An 18646-nucleotide genomic window follows, 5' to 3' on the forward strand; every position below is an offset into this window, starting at 1 on the left:
CACGGAGAAAATGATGGAAACTGTAGATTACTTTGCCCAACTGAGATCAAAACTGACCGCTTTTCTTTTTATCAATGGCGATGGACTGACTGTTTCCCGCCTGGGTATCTCAATAACCCTGTTTTTTAAACAGGGCTACACGCTGGAGAAAAAGCAACGCATTCTGGCCTGCTACCGGCGCTTCCGCGAAGAGTTTGGCACTCAGCTGCGTTTTCATCGTCATGAGCTGAAAGGATTAAGAAAATATTCACCGGAAAATATTGCTAAGGTGGAAGAAAGTATCCTTAATCAGAAAAAAAATCAGCTGTCCAGTTGGGTAGTCAGTGATGCAAAAAATCTCTATGAAGCCCCCCACTATCTGATGCGTTACCTAGATTCCGATGAGGATGATGGTGACGATAGTAGCTCTTACCTGAGCCTGACACTGCCCTGGGATTATCTGAAAGAGCAAGACGGCATGACCAAATTTATGGCATGGCTGGATTTTCTTTGCGAACAACTCGAACCTGACTGGGGAGATTGTGGTTATTGTCTGGTCCTGCCCAGAGATTATCATGATTATTTTCCCTTAGAGTATCAACTGGCCCTGCGCTACCCCACCCTGCAAGTCAACTCTACCGTTCATACCACACTGGATGATTATGCCGATACTATACGGAGCATGAACTGGATCACCCTGCTATCCAAACGCTTTGTCGGACGGCTGGGCGGGGAACATTGGATACGTAAAACACTGGCACGCTACCCGGATGTAGTGATAAGTCCTTACTCCAATGGTCTGATGATCCGGGCCGGTAAATACCCGGATCTGACACCGCTGCCGGGCAGTGTCCCGGAGAGTTATTTTGCCATTAACCAGCTGATACGCCCGATACGTTTTGTGCCGGGTAAAGGTGATTCTCTGCACTTTCACGGCGCGGGTCATTTTGATGATATTTCCACACAAGCCTGGTATGCCCGCTATGACCGGGGCCCTCTGCATGTAACCCCAGTGAGAAGCGGCGAACCGATGCTGGTCAGCGGATTCTGGCGAACCGACAGCCAGCCTGACAAACAGTATTTCTTTGTTCAGGGCGCGACTGCCTTTGATATTCAGGGCGCGGAGCCGGGAACAACGGTATGGCATCTGATACGAGAAGCAGAAAACAGGAATGAGTAAGGGTGAGAAACAGTCGATAAAAAAGAGACGCGGGAAGAAGAGGACGCGCTGGAGTTCCAGTTTTTCAGTGAAATCCTCTCCGGTTTGCTTGGCAATCTGCAATCCTCCCTGCCGGGCCAGCAGGTTTTGGCAAAACTGGCGGCTAACGAGTCGGACAGCAACGGGGATGGCAACTTCTGGCGCACCATTACCGGCAGTGTTATCACCGTGCTGAATAACGACAAAGTAAAATCACCGATGCTTAAGAGCCCGTTTATTCGCGGTGTCGATAATATTCTGCTGGGTATGGGAACATTCCTGGCCACCGTCTGTGCTGATCCCGGTCAGGCGATTTCTCAGGGGACAAATTATCTCCGCCAGCTTCCCCAGAAAGCCATCGACCAGATAACCCAACAATTTGTTCCCGCCCTGCTCTCTACGCTGGGCGTGGTAATTGAACCGGATGGCAGAGTGGCACTCAGTGAACAGAGTTATCAGGAAATGCTTAAACGGCTGGAATCGAAAGCCCATCGTCACCTGCCAGATCCAGCGGTACGGACACAGGCTATTGGGGAACGGATCATTAACTGGAGTCAACGCCTGGGATCACTCGGCAACAAACCGGTGATAACCCTGCCCGCCGTTAAAACCAGTGCAGACTCGCCGGTCCAGCTTTTTACCTTAGACGGTGCCGGTAAACCGTCCATTGGTTTACTGTTTGACGCCCCACTGACCGGCGTCAGCCTGTTTCTCAATGCCTTTACCCTGGCAGATGTGGCTATGCAGACAGAATATGCCCGCAATAACCCGTTACAGCCCGGACCGACCTATATGAACCTGCTGCGCTTTAGTACGGCGGTGATTGGTATGAGTGCTGATTTGACCTCTCTGGGTTCGACGCTGGCGAGTAAGGTAAATTCCCCGATAGTCAAGGCGCTGATGAACGGGATAAAAGTGCCAGCTATCAATGCAGCCATGGTCAGTCAGTTCTCCCGCGTTGCCGGTAGCGTGGCAGGTTATTTAGGGGCGCTGGTCTCCTTCTATGATGCCAGTAATGCTTTCAGAGTGGGTAATAAAGTGGAAGGTTATAGCCAGGTAGCGATAGGGACAGGTTCTACCCTCTTAACAACAGCAGTCTTAATCGGAGCGGCGGCAGGCAGCTTCCTGACGGGAGGCATACTCACGGCAATAGTCGTCGGGGCCAGTTTGCTTATCGGTGGCAGTATTGTTCAGGCCAACAGTGCCTGGTCAGATTTAGAGAAAGTGTTGAATAACTGTTTTTGGGGAGCGGGGAAGAAATATGATTTTTGGGGAGAAAAAGGAAGACCTGAAATATCAGAACAACTTAAAACAGCAAGAAGAATGAACAATGATACCCAAAATCATTTTCTTATCGAAAACCAAGAGTTCTTAAATCTCTTTATTCAACCACAACTGAAAATACATCAGGGGTTTGGTGTCACGACCTATTGTTTTACCCTGCCTGCTTTTCAGATGGGTCTCTCAAATATTCGCGGGATCTTTGTGACGCCATTCAGAACTCCCCACTACTGGGAAGGAAAAATCGATTATGTTGAAATTAACCGCCGCAAATATATCCCTGATACCTTCCGTAGTACCAAATTCAGGGAAGCTAAGGAGCAGGCCAAATTGACCCTGAATGGCGATACGGCAACGCTGGAAGTAATAGTCCCAGAAACAATGGGCGTTTATCCCCGTAGTAGCGAACTATACTGGTACTATGAACAATCAGAAAATATCATCGCCCCTATGCGCTATCTCTAGGGAGAAAAACCCACAGCAGAAAATACCATTAAAGGCAGTTTTGACGGAGAGCACACACTATGAAGCAACGCCTAAAAAGCTTACTTAAAAAATGGTTTCCTACGATTCATCCACTGCCAGCCAAGCGGCTGGCACGCTGGGAAAAAAAGCTTCTGGCAACACCACCGGATATTAAATATAGGGAGAAAACCTGTAGCAATGTAATTGGCTGGTATCGTTGTACTTTCCTGAAAAACCTGGATGACCTGCCGTGATAATCTATACTTTCATAAAATACCGCTAACAATGTTAAGGTATCGCGGTTTTACATAATAAATGTCAGGGTTAAATCCTCATTTTAGAAGAAAAATCTTATCTGGATAAATTATAAAAAAGTGGAATCCTACTCCGAGTTTTATCATAACCAGTCTTTAAACTGTTATTAAATAAGATTCCAAAATAGTGCTACATCTTATGCCACTCATCATTCTATGTATAACAGTGGGTTGAAGGAGTTAATGTGTAGCAGAATTATGAAACGTTATTTAAAAGTCATTGCTTTTATTTATAGTTTTAATCAATATAAAGTTTTTACCTCCTTTTTACCACTTTTATTACCTGATTTTTATTAGGTTTAATCATCATCGGCTATCGTATTTTATGTTTAATCAACGTTAATCATACCCGGTTTTTATCTTTACTGATGCCGTTTTACCAGCAATCTTAATCAGTTTTAATAAGTCCCTGCCTTTATTTTTCCTTCATAAATCAGAAAATAAATAACTGATAAGATAAAAGTACTCCTTTTTATTTTTCAAGGCTTAAATCTTGCCAAATTAACCGTTTTATCTGTTTTTTATTACGCTCTTTTTAGGGTTTTCTTCATAAAATAACAACGAGAAAGCGCTTAAATACCCATCTGTTAGAATAATGTTCTTTTACGTGCTGATTTTTTCAACTCACTATTAATAGTTGATGGTTTTCGATTAAATAATCTCGCCTTCTGAAAAGTTGAATTTATTGAGTTAGATCTATTATTTATATAAAAACTTTAATATCTCTGCATTCATGCTTTTAAATGATTATGCAAGTTAGGTAAATTCATGATGGGAAGGCTTTAAACGTTATTAAAAATCATTGTTTTAACTTATGGTTTTAATCAGTATAGAGTTTTAACGGTTTTTTACTACTTTTAACACCTGATTTTTATTGATTTTAATCATCATGGGTATCGTGTTTTACGTTTAATCAACGTTAATCATACTCACTTTTTATCTTTACTGACGCTGTTTACCGGCAATTTTAAGCAGCTTTAATAAGTCACACCACCCTTTATTTTTCTTTCATAAACCAGAAAATAAATAGCCCGATGGTATGAATAAATCCCTTTATGTTTTTCCGGATAATCACCCTCTTCTTCAAGGCTAAAATCCTGCCAGATTAACCGTTTTATCCATTTCTTATTACATTATTTTTATAGTTCTCTTTATACCATAATGACGAGAAATCGCTTAAATACTCGATTGGTAAAATAATATTATTTTACATACTGATTTGTTTTCAATTTTCAATTAAATGCAATTAATTCTCTTTCTGAAAACTCGCATTTATTTAAACCTACCATTTATACAAAATTATTAATACCTCCACATTCACTCTTTTAAATAATCATGGCAGATTAGCTAAATGTAAAATAAACGGAGTATACAATCACTGATAAATGAATTAAACATAGTAGGGAATAATCTGCTTTTAGTCATTCTGTACCTCTTAAAAATCGGCATTAATCGGGGACCTATTTTTTTCACCCTTGGCTGATAGATAACTGCGTTAATCACCGATAAAAAGAAGCTTGCAATCTCCCAAAAAGGAAATGCAAGCAAAAAGAGAAAGTGAACAATGTTAAAAGATGCGCAATGATTACTGCAATTCTCATTCCGAGGATTTTCTTATTTTTTAATTAAAAACTCATCTAATAAATGACCTTCATTAAGCAGTTTTTGTAAACCTAATGGTCTTTTCCCGTTTCCTGACCAGTATTTAATCTCTCCATTTTCATTAAACTGATACTTCGGTTTTCTCGTTTTTCCTGTTCCTTTGTTTGATTTTTTAGGTTTAAAACCAGAGAGGGTAATAGGTATGTTAATGGTATTAATATCAAATCCCATTTCTTCAATAATTTTTAATATTTCTAAACGTTTTTGTTCTTTTTCTTCTATTTCTAATCTAGCTAATCTAGAGGATTCCCGGCTTTCGTCAACGATTACCTCTAGTTTTTGGTAAACTTCTTCCAACCAATCAAAATCTTTTGTTTGAGCAAATTTTCTTAATGTGGTTAATCCTGTTAAATATTTTGATACAATTTCATATTCTTGTTCTTTGGTTAATTCTGTCATTTTGTCACCTTGTTAATAGATTTAAAATCCGTTTTTCCTAATGTTTTCTCTTTCAATGTCAGTATATCACCGAATTTTTTACCTACTTAAAAAAATCCTTAATCATTTCTGTTTTACCTTTAATAATTAAAGTTTTTATCTGTTTATTCGTAATACGCTTGCTCTTTTTTCAGATTTTAAAACCACACTGATTTTGTCTCAAAGCAATAGCTTCACGGATAAATCCGAAATCAATGGCGGTATCGATTTTACGAACCAGATGATTGTAAGAAACAAAGTTTTCAAGCGAGATCTTTTCAAAAAAGAAAAGTTTTTAGGGGGATGTTCTTAACATGGCAGCAAGCTCCGTTTGGTGAACGGAACTTGATTAACACAAAGCGCCAGATAAATAACCAGCACTCTGTCAGTAATCTGAGCGCCAATAGCGCTCAATTATAACTGAGCAATCAAACCTGATACATTTTGCATAGATAGCGAGTAACAGCATCATCTGCATTTGAACCAATCACATCCATATCCGGCAGGATATCTTTCAAACGTTGGTGAGCATCCCGCATAATACAGCCCTTACCCGCCACCGTCAGCATTTCCAGGTCGTTCATTCCATCACCAAAAGCGATGCAATCACTGAGTTTATAGCCCATTGATTTAGCAACCTGTTCAAGGGCATGACCTTTGGAAACACCACCAGCCATGACCTCCAGGCAATTACGTAACGAGAAACTTACATTCACTCGGTCACCCCACCGGGCTTTAATGGTTTCCTCTAATATAATCAATAGATCATGATCTTCGCAGGTAAAGTAAACTTTACAGACACCATCAGTTTTAAAATTATCACGTCCAAACAGCTGATAATGGAATACGGATTCCTGGAAGAATTCTTTCTGCTCAGGACTTTCGCGATTTATATACCATCCATCATGACGGTAATAATTTGTCAGAATATCCGGATTCTCAAACTCGATAAGACACAAGTCATGCGCTATATCAGGATCAACATTGTGACTGAAAACCAGTTCACCCGAGGTATTATGTACCCTGGCTCCATTGGAGGTGATCATATAGGCATCAATACCAAGCCCATCACGGATTTGGGAAACATCCACATGATGACGGCCGGTAGCAAAAATAAAATGAATACCTTTGTTTGTGAGTAAATTAAGCGTTTCCTTGGTGTAAGACGTTAATTTGTGATCAGGAGACAGCAAAGTACCGTCTAAATCTGAAGCAACAATGTGATACATAGTTATCGTTCCTATAATTGAATCAATTCTGGTCAAAAAAGTCACATATAGCGTTGAGTGCCTGGCTGCGTAATTTATCTTTTTCAAATAGGATCTCATGATGCGCCCCCTGAATAATCAAAGGTGACGGCTCTTCAATGAAAGTCCTCTCTTTCCTATGTGATTCACAAAAAGCCCGTAATTGCTGATTATTAACTACTTTATCTTCACTGGCTTTTAAGACCATCAGTGGCGTCTCAATTTTTCCTGCTTTTTCTATCAATATATCGCCAATCCGCATGCTTTCCCGCATCCAATGATATGTCGGACCGCCTATGCGTAATTCCGGGTCATCCACGTAATAACGAAGATAGCGACTGTAACGTTCATAACTGTGTGTCAGAAGATTTATCAAATAAGGCAACGGACGCCATTTTCCAGTCAGTATTGCGTAGTTATTTCGTCTATCCGGTCGCTTTTCTGCCCGATTCACCAGCAAAGCAGCCAACCAGTGTGGCATGGGTAAGTTAATACCAAACATAGGAGCACAAAGGGCCGCTGCATCAAAAATCTGACTGTGACGTAATAAGAATCCCCCTAATATTGCCGCGCCCATTGAATGAGCCAGCGCATAACAGTGAGAATAATAACGAGGGAGAATTTCTCTTTCTATAAACGTTTCAACGTCGTCAATATAGTCATCAAATTTTTCTACATGCCCTTTCTGTGGATCTTCAAGCATCCTGCCGGATCGCCCCTGTCCACGATGGTCAATGATAAAAACGTCGTAACCAAGGTGATAAAAATCAAATGCCACCTCCGGGTATTTGACATAACTTTCACTGCGGCCTGGCAAGATAACGACGGCTTTATGATTCTGGGTTGTTGCACAAAAACGGACATAGCGTATCAGCACATGATCGACACCGATAAACTCATGCTCTTCCCTGGCTTGCCAGAAATCTAACAGAGGCCCGTTAGCAAAAGCAGAAAACTGTATCTCACGATTAAGCCAGCTCTCTTTCAACATTTCGGGCTTCATAAATCATCTCCAAGCTATTCACACTCCTCCAGATGTTTACAGATCACAGCCATAAAAACGCTACCAAAACGTTCTAGTTTTCGTTGTCCTACCCCGTTGATTAATAACATTTCATCAGCCGTAACCGGGCATTGCTCTGACATTTCAATCAGTGTGACATCGTTAAACACAACAAAAGGCGGGATATTATCTTCGTCAGCAATAGATTTCCGTAATTTACGCAACTTGGCAAACAATTTGCGATCATAATTGCCACTATATGATTTACTTTGCTGACTGCGCCCTTTCAGGCTCTGTATCCGTGGAACTGCCAGTTTCAGCGGAACTTCACCGCGCAATACTGGCCGTGCAGCTTCTGTTAATTGTAATGCTGAATAATTGGCAATGTTTTGGCTGATAAAGCCTAGGTGAATAAGCTGCCTCAACACGCTGACCCAGTGCTCCTGACTTTGATCTTTACCGATGCCGTAAACCGGCAAACGATCATGCCTTATATCGCGGATACGCTGATTATTTGCGCCTCTGAGCACTTCAACAATATAACCGATACCAAAACGCTGACCAACCCGGTAAACACAAGAAAGCGCTTTTTGTGCATCCACCAAGCCATCATAATTTTTCGGTGGATCAAGACAGATGTCACAGTTGCCACAAGCGGTTTGTTGGCTTTCACCAAAATAGTTCAATAACACCAGACGGCGGCAAGTTTGCGCTTCGGCAAAGGCCCCCATCGCATTAAGCTTATGCCGTTCAATATCTTGCTGTGTGTCAGCCGTTTTCTCTTCCAGACAGCGACGAAGCCATACCATATCAGCCGGATCATAGAACAACACCGCTTCCGCAGGTAAACCATCACGCCCGGCACGCCCTGTTTCCTGATAATAGGATTCGATATTACGTGGAATATTAAAGTGAACCACAAACCGAACATTAGGTTTATTAATGCCCATACCAAATGCCACAGTCGCCACTACAACCTGCAAGTCATCACGTTGAAATGCATCCTGTACCCGGGCGCGTTGGCTATTATCTAATCCTGCATGGTATGACGCAACACTCAAGCCACGTTTTTGTAAACGTTCTGATATCTCTTCAACTTTATTGCGGCTGTTGCAGTAAATGATGCCACTTTTACCTTTCTGACCACGGATAAATAACCATAATTGATCTAATGGTTTGTATTTTTCTATCAAGGTATAACGAATATTGGGGCGATCAAAACTGCTGATATGAATAAGCGGATTTTCGAGATTCAGTAGCCGGGCAATATCATTGCGGGTAGTTTCATCAGCGGTCGCCGTCAACGCAATGACCGGTAATGTTGGAAAGCGTTGCCTGAGCTGCCCCAACGCCCGGTATTCAGGCCGGAAATCATGGCCCCATTGTGAAATACAATGCGCTTCATCCACAGCCAGCATCGCCGGTTGCCACTCCAAAAGCTGTTCAAGGAAGTTATCCATCATTAAGCGTTCAGGAGCGATATACAGCAATTTGATCACGCCCTGACGGCAACGCCGGATCACATCCATCTGCTCTTCACGGGCCTGAGTTGAATTCAGGCAATCAGCCGCGACACCATTCGCCCGAAGTTGATCTACCTGATCTTTCATTAAAGAGATCAAGGGAGAAACAACCAAGGTTAATCCTTCCTGCACCAACGCCGGGATTTGGTAACACAGTGATTTGCCACCCCCCGTCGGCATAATGACCAGACAATCATGCCCTTCAAGAATGGTATTGATGACTTGTTGCTGACCAGGCCGGAATTGCAGATAACCAAAGGTTTCCCGCAATACTTGCTCTGTCAGTGATATCGTATTGATGACTTCTGCGGTAGACACGCTTTTCCTCAACCATTAAAAAATCACAGACGCTTAAGCATCTGCGTATTATGTTATCTTACTCTCGCAATAATTACTTCAACAACAAGCCCGCGACATAACAAACACCGTTGTCATTTATAAAGAGTCAAAAAAGCAACATAGGTTATTTTACACACGAACTTTAATTTTGCTCAGATTGTTTCTCGAGACGCCTCGCAAACTGGCAAGGTTGGCAATAAAAGCATAACATTAACAATTTATTAACTATATAAAGTGGTATTAATAACACGTACCTTTATTTGGGGATAAATTAAATGTCAACAACGCAAGTCACCTTGGAGCAAGCCCGCCAGCTAATTGGTAATTTTTTCATTTACCATATGCCTTTTAACCAGATATTAGGGCTTGAGCTGCTCCGGTTTGAACAGGATTACGCAGAAATACAGTTCCATAATCAGAATAAGCTGGTAGGGAATACTGCACAAAAGATTTTACATGGCGGTGTGATTGCATCAGTGCTGGATGTCTGTGCCGGATTGGTCTGTGTCGGTAATGCTTTAGCCCGTATAACACCCATTCCACGAGAAGAATTAGAAAAGAGATTATCAACAATGGGAACGATTGATTTGCGGGTGGATTATCTACGCCCCGGTCGTGGTGACGTGTTTACCGCCACCAGCAGTATTATCCGCAATGGAAATAAAGTTTCTGTCGCCAGAGCTGAATTGCATAATGAGCAGAGAGCACATATCGCCAGTGTAACGGCAACTTACCTGGTCGGTTAGTCATATCATTTTAAATATTAATCCCTTGCGTAATATTCAGCCCGGTGACATATTATTTTCATGTTAACGGGCAGAAACTCATTACGCTTTTTATACCTTTTATTAACATTAGGACAACATGAATAAGCCACAAACTACCAAAGGCGTTCTGTACGCTTTCGGTGCCTGCTTTATTTGGGGAATCGCCCCTGTTTATTTTAAGTACATTCAGCAAGTACCTGCCGACGAAATCCTGACGCATCGTGTTATCTGGTCATTTTTCTTTATGTTGCTGCTGCTAACAGTAACCCGTCACTGGTCACAGGTATTCAACGTTTTTCGTCAACCTAAAAAAGTACTGCTATTGGCCGTGACGGCGACCATTGTTGCCTGTAACTGGCTAATTTATATCTGGGCAGTGAACCACGGCCATATGCTGGAAGCCAGCCTGGGTTACTTCATTAGCCCACTGGTTAACGTTTTGTTTGGTATGCTGTTTCTGAGTGAACGTTTTCGCCGGATGCAATGGGTTGCCGTTACTTTGGCCTTCACTGGCGTGCTAATCCAGTTATGGCAATTTGGCTCTATACCTGTTATTGGATTAAGTCTGGCTGTCACTTTCGCTCTGTATGCCCTGCTTCGTAAGAAGATGAATGTTGATGCTCAAACGGGTATGACGATTGAAACACTGTGGTTACTACCCGTTGCAGCTATTTACCTGTTTGGTTTTGCCAACACCCCAACCAGTGATTTAAGTGCCAACTCAACAATCCTGAATTTACTGCTGCTGGCCGCAGGCATTATCACCACGGTTCCATTACTGCTATACACGGAAGCCGCTACCCATTTGCGTCTGTCTACGCTGGGTTTCTTCCAGTATGTCGGCCCAACGTTGATGTTCTTACTGGCAATACTGGTCTATGGCGAGCAAATAGGCACAGACCGCCTGATTACTTTTGGTTTTATCTGGGCAGCATTAGTGCTGTTTACACTGGATGCACTTTATACACAGCGCAGGTTGAAAACATAACAGGATCAGTTTACTACATGGAAATAACCATCAGACTGGCTAAAATTGCAGAACAAACTGCCCTTGAAGCACTCCAGTTACGCGCGTCTCTCATGTGGGAAGAACAGACTCAATTAGGGACAGCGATTCGTATGATTAAGTACATATGATAAAATGATTAAAATAACAACAGAATTTACAACGAGCAAGGAATGTATTTCTTGTCATTCGAACATATTATAAATATTCATTTTTGTTACTAATTCGCGGATAAATTCGAAATCAATGGCGGCAGGGGGCAAGCTCCGTTTGACGAACGGAACTTGATTAAAACAAAATGCCGGATAAAAAACCAGCACTTTGTCAGTAACCTGTAATACACTACAACCAATTCTTCCGCTTAAAGTAAAGATACGGCGCAAGACCCGCCGCGATCATCAGCCCAATCGCGCCTGGATAACCGAATGGCCAATGCAGCTCCGGCATAAACTCAAAGTTCATACCATAACTGGAAGCCACCAGCGTTGGGGGCAGGAATACTACAGAGACCACCGAGAAGATTTTGATAATCCGGCTCTGTTCGATATTGATAAAGCCCATTGCGGCCTGCATCAGGAAGTTAACTTTCTGGAATAGGGATTCATTGTGTGGCAGCAGGGATTCAATATCCCGCAGAATTTCACGGGCCTGCTCAAGCTGGTCGCCCGGCAGACGGGCACGCCGCACCAGAAAGTTGAGCGCTCGCTGAGTATCCATAAGACACAAACGTACCTTCCAGCCGATATCTTCCTGTTCAGCAAGGCTGGACAGGGCTATATCAAACTCATCCCCCTGTTTCCCTTCCATGATGACCCGACTCAGGGATTCCAGAACACTGTAAATATTTTCGATAACATCAGCCAACTGTTCGATTTTGGTTTCAAACAGATCCATCAGTACTTCATAGGCATTACCATCAACCAATGTCTGATTACGGGCACGCATACGGTACAATCGGAATGCAGGGAGTTCACGCTCTCGCAATGTATAGAGACGACCATCACGAATAGTAAATGCAACGGTTGCGTTGCCAGCATGGTCTTCCGCGTCTTCAAAGTAGAAGAACGAGTGAACGTGTATCCCGTCTTCATCTTCAAAAAAACGCGCCGACGCCTCAATGTCATCCAGTTCCGGTCGGGTTGCCAGAATTTGGCCTAATTCATTTTGAACTTGAAGCCGATCTTGCTCTTCCGGTTCGACCAAATCTACCCACAAGGAATCAGATAACTTTTCTCCCTCTTCAAATTCAAGACGGAGCAGGCGATTATTCTCTAACTTAAATGCGATCAGCATGTATCATAAGTCTCCTTTACTCCCTACGTGATCGTAAGGCGCGAATGTTACGCTTAGAGGAAAAAGCCTGTCAACATTCAACCTGGATATTATTTTCAGACTGTTTCAAGTCTGGCATAAGCAGCGACCAACCACTTAATCCCTTCCCCATGAAACGCGATTTGTAGCCGGCTATGTTCACCACTCCCCTCCATGTTGACAATGGTTCCTTCACCAAATTTAGGATGACGAACACGTTGTCCAAGGGCATAACCGCTGTCATTGGCACTGATTGGCGTACCTAACCGACTGTGGTTGACTGGACGAGAGACTGTCGCACGTAACCGAACTTCTTCAATACATTCTGCCGGCAGTTCCCTAATAAAGCGAGATGGACGATGATAAACTTCTTTACCATATAAACGGCGACTTTCTGCATAAGTGATTGTCAGCTTTTCCATTGCCCGTGTCAGGCCCACATAAGCCAATCGACGTTCCTCTTCCAGACGCCCGCCTTCTTCAATCGACATCTGGCTTGGGAACATGCCCTCTTCCATTCCAACAATAAATACCTGTGGGAATTCCAGCCCTTTGGCTGAATGCAATGTCATCAGTTGCACAGAATCCTGATAAGCGTCAGCCTGACCTTCTCCAGATTCCAGCGCAGCATGGGAAAGAAATGCCTGTAATGGCATCAGATCTTCGTCCTCATCCTGATAACTGAACTGGCGGGTCGCCGTGACAAGTTCTTCAAGGTTCTCGATACGCGCCTGTGCTTTTTCACCTTTTTCCTGCTGGTACATCGCACGCAGGCCAGAATCGCGGATAACTCTGTCAGTCTGCACATGTAACGGCATATCGCTGGTTTCCGTCGATAACGCTTCTATCAGTTCAATGAAACGCTGCAAGGAAGACGCTGCCCGCCCAGCCAGCACTTTCTCTTGAAGCAATATTTGACAGCTGTGCCACAACGTTTCCTGCCGTTCACGGGCAGCCTGGCGCACTATATCCAACGTTCTGTCACCGATGCCACGGGTAGGCGTATTCACCACACGTTCAAACGCCGCATCATCATTGCGGTTAGCAATCAAGCGCAGGTAAGCTAACGCATCTTTAATTTCCTGACGTTCAAAGAACCGCTGACCACCATAAATACGATATGGCATTGATGCCTGTAACAACGCTTCTTCCAGTACACGGGACTGGGCATTACTGCGGTAAAGTATGGCACAGCTTTTCAGTGCACCACCATTTTCAAGCCAGCTTTTAATCCGACTGACTACATAACGGGCCTCATCAAGCTCATTAAATGCACAATACAGGGAAATCGGTTCACCTTCTACACCGTCAGTCCACAGATTCTTGCCCAGGCGATCACTGTTATTGGCAATCAGTGTATTGGCAACTTTCAGAATATTACTGGTGGAACGGTAATTTTGCTCCAAACGGATAGTTTCTGCGCCGGAGAAGTCTTTCAGGAAACGTTGAATATTCTCAACCTGCGCCCCACGCCAGCCATAAATAGATTGATCATCATCCCCGACAATCATCACTTTGCCCGTTTCCCCCGCCAATAGGTGGATCCAGGCATATTGAATGCTGTTGGTGTCCTGAAATTCGTCCACCAGAATATTTGTAAAGCGGCCACGGTAGTGTTGCAGGATTTGCGGTTTATTCAGCCACAGTTCATGAGCCCGCAACAGAAGCTCTGCAAAGTCTACCAATCCCGCGCGATCACACGCTTCCTGGTAAGCCTGATAAATTTTCTGCCATGTCGCCTCGACAGGGTTACCATAACTTTCAATATGCTGTGGCCGTAACCCTTCATCTTTTTTACCGTTGATGTACCACATACCCTGACGAGCCGGCCATTGCTTATCATCCAGATTCATCGCCTTGATAATGCGTTTGAGCAGACGATGCTGATCTTCACTGTCAAGAATCTGAAAATCCTGCGGCAAATTGGCATCCAGGTGATGCGCCCGTAACAAACGATGAGCCAATCCGTGGAATGTACCAATCCACATTCCTCCCTGGCTGGTACCGATCAAGTTTTCAATCCGGTGGCGCATTTCTGCGGCCGCCTTATTGGTAAAGGTCACTGCCATGATGGAAAATGGTGAAGCCTTCTCCACCGACAACAACCAAGCAATTCGGTGTACCAAAACCCGGGTTTTACCACTCCCTGCTCCGGCCAGTACCAACATGTTGGTCCGCGGAGCAGCTACGGCTTCACGTTGTTTGTCATTCAGACTTTCGAGCAGATAGGAGATATCCATAGTTACCATCAGTTGATTAAACAGCGACCACAGCCTGCTGTGTTTTTATACAGAATAATTTCATGATTATATCAATGCTGTCAAAGAAGCCAAATCGTAAATCTCAATGTGTGGCAGCAGGCGGCTCTCAATCATCTGCAATAGTTTTTTATTTTCTGTATTAATCCAACAAGCCTGCATACCACTACGAAGCGCCCCTTCCACATCCGTGTTCAGGTCATCACCAATATGCAAAATTTTCCCAAGTGGTAAACCCAGGCGTTCTGCTGCCAGACGGTACATATCACTATGAGGTTTTGCGCGTCCATCAGGACCTGCTTTCAGCACAAATTTAAAATAAGGAGCAAGACCACAAGCCGCAGGTTCTGCATTACCGTTAGTAATGGCGACCAATGGCATCTGTTCAGCAAGTGCAGCAAGGGTTTTATGTGTTGATTCCGGTACATCAATCCGGCTGCGCCAGTGGGAAAAATGGGCCATGATATCATCCGCACCCCGGCAGGCATCTTCACGGCTAAAACCGTAATGGCAAAACATCAGCTTTGCAGACTGCCTGCGCCACAAGGTCATGTCATGGCAGATTTCAGGATCTTGCTCAAATATCACTTCACGGAAAGCATCCAGATCCTGATGATCAAGGTGACTGAACTTAGGATCATATTGCCGTATAAAATTCAGCACCTCTTGTTCCGTCTTATCTAACACTGGACGATTGTCATAAAGGGTATCATCCAGATCAAATGTCATTGCTGAGACTGGCGCAAGAGGCCGGTAAAAACGCATTACGATTTCCCCCGTTTGGCTCTGGGATGGGCCACATCATACACTTTTGTCAAATGCTGGAAATCCAGATGGGTATAGATTTGTGTGCTGGATAAGCTGGCGTGACCAAGCAGTTCCTGAACTGCACGCAAATCACCACTGGATTCCAGAATGTGAGTGGCAAAGGAGTGGCGCAATTTATGAGGATGAATATGGCTGTTCACCCCCTGACGTATGCCCCACTGCGCAAATCGTTTCTGTACATTACGGGTTGATATCCGCCGCCCAAGATTTGAGATAAAAACCGCATTATCCTCCGGTTCGAACAGTTCCCGCATCTCCAACCAACGATTAAGCCATTCAACAGCGGTCTGCCCCAAAGGAACCTTCCGCTCTTTACTGCCTTTACCTGAAACCCATACTTCCCCACTTTCAAGATCCAGATGCAGGCAATCAAGCCCCACCAGCTCTGACAAACGCAACCCAGCGCCGTACATGACTTCCAGCATCGTCCGGTCACGCACTGATATTGGATCATTGAAATTGATGTTCAGCAGTTGATTCACTTCATCCACATCAATATTTTTCGGTAAATGTCGCTTGGTTCCCGGCGTACTAACGGTCTTTGCCGGATTAACGGAAATCTCACCCTGAGTAACCTGCCAATCAAAAAAACTGCGCAGAGAAGATAAGCGTAAAGCCAAGTTAGCAGACTGCAAGCCAGCACGACGACTACGTGTTACCAACATTCTGATTTTCGCAGGATCAAAATCTTTCCATTGCCTGACACCTATTTCTAAAGCCATCCCAGCCAATGTGAAAAGCTGGCGACGGTAATGAGTGATAGTCACCGGACTTAGCCGGCGCTCTACCCTGAGATACCGCAAAAATGCCTCAACCGGCTCCAGTAACAGATCAATTCCCTGCATCATATCCGTTTAATCCAACGAGATAGTATATCCGGCAGTAATTTAGCCAGATGATCAAGCATGTCAGTTCCCATGCCGTCTTGATAATGCTGATAATTGCGACTGTTAAATATCACCATACCCAACTCTCCCCTCGTTCCCAGTAGCGATACAGCAACCGAACCGACATGACGAACCTGTGGTAACAACATTAAAATTTCCGGCCCGTTCAACATACCGAGATAGTGGTTACTATTACCAAAACGATGAATACGGATTGGTTCAAAAGAGTTACGGGAAAGCGCTAAATCGGGCGCATTAAGCGGTGCGCCAATATGCCATTTATCACTGAAAAGACGGATACTGGCACTATTTAACCCCAGACTCTTAGCCCATGAACTCAACCGACTAAGCATATCTTGTAAACTCTCTGCCGCCGCTAAATCAACAAGTAATTTCAGCAACTGTTCGAACAGTTGCTCATTCACTCTAGCCTGCTCCATTAGCAAGGTTATATTTTCTTCCAGATAAGCAATACGTGTTCTCTGACGGCTCATATACCATTCAACCAAAGAAACCGTCTCTCTTACCGGGTGAGGAACCCGTACCTGTTCAACGACACATGCATTGCGGATAAAGAAATTGGGGTTTTCCAACAAATAATCCACAACAGTTTGAGCATCGAGTGTACCACCGATGTTTAACTGCTCTTCTTTCTTCTCCATCTTCCGATGCCCCGCAGTTCAAAACAAAATCGATTACAAATGAATTGTGCCATCATAAACATGCGTCGCCGGCCCAGTCATATAGAGAGGTGTGCCCGGCCCTTCCCAACAGATAAACAGTGAACCGCCTGGCAAGTCTACTTGAACATGACTGTCGAGCAGTTGCTGCTGAATGCCGATGGCTACCGCAGCACAAGCACCACTACCACAAGCCTGAGTTTCTCCAACACCACGTTCATAAACCCGTAAGCGAATATGACCACGGTTTAAAACTTGCATGAAACCAATATTAGCCCGTTCAGGAAATCTTTCATGGCTTTCCAGAGCAGGCCCCAGAATTCCCACTTCGGCAGTTTCCACATCTGCTACCTGAATCACACAATGAGGGTTCCCCAGAGAAACCACACCACAAAGAACCGTTTTCTCTACCACTCTTAAAATATAGGTTTTTTCTGCCTTTAACGCGCGAAATGGCACAAGATGTGGCTCAAATTCAGGTTCCCCCATATTCACACAAACCTGATCATCATTGGTGATACTCAATACCATACGTCCCGACTGAGTACTGACTTTAATATCACGCTTATTAATCAATCCCTTAAGGCGGACAAAACGGGCAAAACAACGCGCCCCATTGCCACACTGTGCCACTTCACTGCCATCAGCATTAAAAATGCGATAATGAAAATCCAGATCCGGATCATAAGGTGCTTCAACAATTAACAACTGATCGAAGCCCACACCTGTATGCCTATCCGCCAAACGGCAGATCAGTTCTGGTGAGAAATAAACATTTTGGGTCACAGCATCAACGACCATAAAGTCATTACCAAGACCATGCATTTTGGAGAACTGCATATAATGCTCCACCGTAAGCCGCAGTACTAAATACCAGCCTATTTCGCTTATTTCTGAGTGGCGCTATCCACTTTCTGCCCTTGCTGCACAGTCTTCACAGGAACCTGAGCTGCGGTCTTAGTCTTCTCTACCGATGGTTGTTCTGGAGGAAAATAGAGCGGGCCTTTCAGTCCACAGCCGGAAAGTACAAATAAAGTTATGATAGCCAGAAACCCGCGTAATTTTTTCTTCATTGCATTAATGCCTGTAATTCATACGTCAATATTCTCTATAATCGCAGTTAGGCCCCGAAAAGCAAATAGGAATTGAAAATGAACGACAGTGAATTTCATCAGTTAGCTGACCAACTGATGTTTTATATCGAAGAGCAACTGGATAATTATGATGGCAATGCTGATATCGACTGTGAAACCAATGGCGGTGTCATGACCCTGAGCTTTGAGAATGACAGCAAAATTATTATCAATCGTCAGGAGCCTTTCCATCAAATCTGGCTGGCAACCAAAAACGGGGGGTATCATTTTGGCTATAAAGATGATCAGTGGATTTGTGACCGTAGCGGGGGCAATTTCCTGGCTATGTTAGCACAATCCATCACAGAACAGAGTGGTGAACTGTTCAATTTCTAATGATTGATTTAC

17 protein-coding genes are annotated in these 18646 nt (G+C 43.8%); 6 read left to right on the forward strand and 11 right to left on the reverse strand.

Annotated elements, in window-relative coordinates:
• Positions 1-13 precede the first annotated feature (13 nt).
• The 3 genes from ACUN2T_RS24095 to ACUN2T_RS24105 all read left to right on the forward strand — a co-directional run bounded on the left by ACUN2T_RS24095 (position 14) and on the right by ACUN2T_RS24105 (position 3177).
• Positions 14-1159: a type VI immunity family protein gene (locus tag ACUN2T_RS24095; RefSeq protein ID WP_445497973.1), complete on the forward strand. Its 1146-nt coding sequence runs from the start codon at positions 14-16 to the stop codon at positions 1157-1159.
• A gap of 84 nt (positions 1160-1243) precedes the next feature.
• The gene (locus ACUN2T_RS24100; RefSeq protein ID WP_445495416.1) at positions 1244-2923 is read left to right on the forward strand and encodes a hypothetical protein; all 1680 of its coding nucleotides are present in this window, start codon (positions 1244-1246) and stop codon (positions 2921-2923) included.
• A 59-nt stretch (positions 2924-2982) separates the two neighbouring features.
• Positions 2983-3177: a hypothetical protein gene (locus tag ACUN2T_RS24105; RefSeq protein WP_445495417.1), complete on the forward strand. Its 195-nt coding sequence runs from the start codon at positions 2983-2985 to the stop codon at positions 3175-3177.
• A gap of 1674 nt (positions 3178-4851) precedes the next feature.
• On the opposite strand, the gene ACUN2T_RS24110 is transcribed toward ACUN2T_RS24105, so the two are convergent.
• The 4 genes from ACUN2T_RS24110 to recQ all read right to left on the reverse strand — a co-directional run bounded on the left by ACUN2T_RS24110 (position 4852) and on the right by recQ (position 9407).
• Complete coding sequence (locus ACUN2T_RS24110) at positions 4852-5298, reverse strand: H-NS histone family protein (protein ID WP_445495419.1); 447 nt, start codon at positions 5296-5298, stop codon at positions 4852-4854.
• A 446-nt stretch (positions 5299-5744) separates the two neighbouring features.
• Positions 5745-6545 (reverse strand): sugar/pyridoxal phosphate phosphatase YigL, encoded by an 801-nt coding sequence (gene yigL / locus ACUN2T_RS24115; RefSeq protein WP_445495421.1) that lies wholly within the window; start codon positions 6543-6545, stop codon positions 5745-5747.
• A gap of 22 nt (positions 6546-6567) precedes the next feature.
• Complete coding sequence (gene pldB / locus ACUN2T_RS24120) at positions 6568-7566, reverse strand: lysophospholipase L2 (RefSeq protein WP_445495422.1); 999 nt, start codon at positions 7564-7566, stop codon at positions 6568-6570.
• A gap of 14 nt (positions 7567-7580) precedes the next feature.
• Positions 7581-9407 (reverse strand): ATP-dependent DNA helicase RecQ, encoded by a 1827-nt coding sequence (recQ, locus tag ACUN2T_RS24125; RefSeq protein ID WP_445495423.1) that lies wholly within the window; start codon positions 9405-9407, stop codon positions 7581-7583.
• A 296-nt stretch (positions 9408-9703) separates the two neighbouring features.
• Here recQ and ACUN2T_RS24130 point away from each other — a divergent pair, with 296 nt between their 5' ends.
• Both ACUN2T_RS24130 and rarD read left to right on the forward strand, forming a co-directional pair.
• A complete protein-coding gene (locus ACUN2T_RS24130; RefSeq protein WP_445495425.1) occupies positions 9704-10174 on the forward strand; it encodes a thioesterase family protein in 471 nt (156 codons plus the stop codon).
• A 118-nt stretch (positions 10175-10292) separates the two neighbouring features.
• A complete protein-coding gene (gene rarD, locus ACUN2T_RS24135) occupies positions 10293-11183 on the forward strand; it encodes an EamA family transporter RarD (protein WP_445495426.1) in 891 nt (296 codons plus the stop codon).
• Between the two features lie 360 nt (positions 11184-11543).
• On the opposite strand, the gene corA is transcribed toward rarD, so the two are convergent.
• From corA to lptM, 7 genes are all read right to left on the reverse strand, one after another.
• A complete protein-coding gene (corA, locus tag ACUN2T_RS24140; RefSeq protein WP_445495427.1) occupies positions 11544-12494 on the reverse strand; it encodes a magnesium/cobalt transporter CorA in 951 nt (316 codons plus the stop codon).
• A 95-nt stretch (positions 12495-12589) separates the two neighbouring features.
• Complete coding sequence (gene uvrD / locus ACUN2T_RS24145) at positions 12590-14752, reverse strand: DNA helicase II (protein ID WP_445495428.1); 2163 nt, start codon at positions 14750-14752, stop codon at positions 12590-12592.
• A gap of 66 nt (positions 14753-14818) precedes the next feature.
• Positions 14819-15535: a 5-amino-6-(5-phospho-D-ribitylamino)uracil phosphatase YigB gene (gene yigB, locus ACUN2T_RS24150; RefSeq protein WP_445495429.1), complete on the reverse strand. Its 717-nt coding sequence runs from the start codon at positions 15533-15535 to the stop codon at positions 14819-14821.
• Positions 15535-16446 carry a tyrosine recombinase XerC gene (gene xerC, locus ACUN2T_RS24155; protein ID WP_445495430.1) on the reverse strand — a complete coding sequence of 304 codons (912 nt, stop codon included), beginning with the start codon at positions 16444-16446 and terminating at the stop codon, positions 15535-15537. Before xerC ends, yigB begins: the two co-directional genes overlap by 1 nt.
• Positions 16443-17147: a DUF484 domain-containing protein gene (locus tag ACUN2T_RS24160; protein ID WP_445495432.1), complete on the reverse strand. Its 705-nt coding sequence runs from the start codon at positions 17145-17147 to the stop codon at positions 16443-16445. The genes xerC and ACUN2T_RS24160 overlap by 4 nt, the downstream gene beginning before the upstream one ends.
• A gap of 33 nt (positions 17148-17180) precedes the next feature.
• On the reverse strand, positions 17181-18005 hold the full coding sequence (dapF, locus tag ACUN2T_RS24165) for a diaminopimelate epimerase (protein WP_445495433.1): 825 nt from the start codon (positions 18003-18005) through the stop codon (positions 17181-17183).
• A gap of 47 nt (positions 18006-18052) precedes the next feature.
• Positions 18053-18238 carry an LPS translocon maturation chaperone LptM gene (gene lptM / locus ACUN2T_RS24170; protein ID WP_445495434.1) on the reverse strand — a complete coding sequence of 62 codons (186 nt, stop codon included), beginning with the start codon at positions 18236-18238 and terminating at the stop codon, positions 18053-18055.
• Positions 18239-18316: 78 nt separating this feature from the next.
• Between lptM and cyaY the strand changes: the two genes are divergently transcribed.
• Positions 18317-18634: an iron donor protein CyaY gene (cyaY, locus tag ACUN2T_RS24175; RefSeq protein WP_445495435.1), complete on the forward strand. Its 318-nt coding sequence runs from the start codon at positions 18317-18319 to the stop codon at positions 18632-18634.
• Positions 18635-18646 lie beyond the last annotated feature (12 nt).

The organism is Photorhabdus machadonis (assembly GCF_052657765.1).

Coding starts and splice junctions, on each gene's coding strand:
- ACUN2T_RS24095 (WP_445497973.1), top strand. CDS start 14: ATGGAAACTGTAGATTACTTTGCCCAACTGAGATCAAAACTGACCGCT.
- ACUN2T_RS24105 (WP_445495417.1), top strand. CDS start 2,983: ATGAAGCAACGCCTAAAAAGCTTACTTAAAAAATGGTTTCCTACGATT.
- ACUN2T_RS24110 (WP_445495419.1), bottom strand. CDS start 5,298: ATGACAGAATTAACCAAAGAACAAGAATATGAAATTGTATCAAAATAT.
- yigL (WP_445495421.1), bottom strand. CDS start 6,545: ATGTATCACATTGTTGCTTCAGATTTAGACGGTACTTTGCTGTCTCCT.
- pldB (WP_445495422.1), bottom strand. CDS start 7,566: ATGAAGCCCGAAATGTTGAAAGAGAGCTGGCTTAATCGTGAGATACAG.
- ACUN2T_RS24130 (WP_445495425.1), top strand. CDS start 9,704: ATGTCAACAACGCAAGTCACCTTGGAGCAAGCCCGCCAGCTAATTGGT.
- rarD (WP_445495426.1), top strand. CDS start 10,293: ATGAATAAGCCACAAACTACCAAAGGCGTTCTGTACGCTTTCGGTGCC.
- corA (WP_445495427.1), bottom strand. CDS start 12,494: ATGCTGATCGCATTTAAGTTAGAGAATAATCGCCTGCTCCGTCTTGAA.
- uvrD (WP_445495428.1), bottom strand. CDS start 14,752: ATGGATATCTCCTATCTGCTCGAAAGTCTGAATGACAAACAACGTGAA.
- yigB (WP_445495429.1), bottom strand. CDS start 15,535: ATGCGTTTTTACCGGCCTCTTGCGCCAGTCTCAGCAATGACATTTGAT.
- xerC (WP_445495430.1), bottom strand. CDS start 16,446: ATGATGCAGGGAATTGATCTGTTACTGGAGCCGGTTGAGGCATTTTTG.
- ACUN2T_RS24160 (WP_445495432.1), bottom strand. CDS start 17,147: ATGGAGAAGAAAGAAGAGCAGTTAAACATCGGTGGTACACTCGATGCT.
- dapF (WP_445495433.1), bottom strand. CDS start 18,005: ATGCAGTTCTCCAAAATGCATGGTCTTGGTAATGACTTTATGGTCGTT.
- lptM (WP_445495434.1), bottom strand. CDS start 18,238: ATGAAGAAAAAATTACGCGGGTTTCTGGCTATCATAACTTTATTTGTA.
- cyaY (WP_445495435.1), top strand. CDS start 18,317: ATGAACGACAGTGAATTTCATCAGTTAGCTGACCAACTGATGTTTTAT.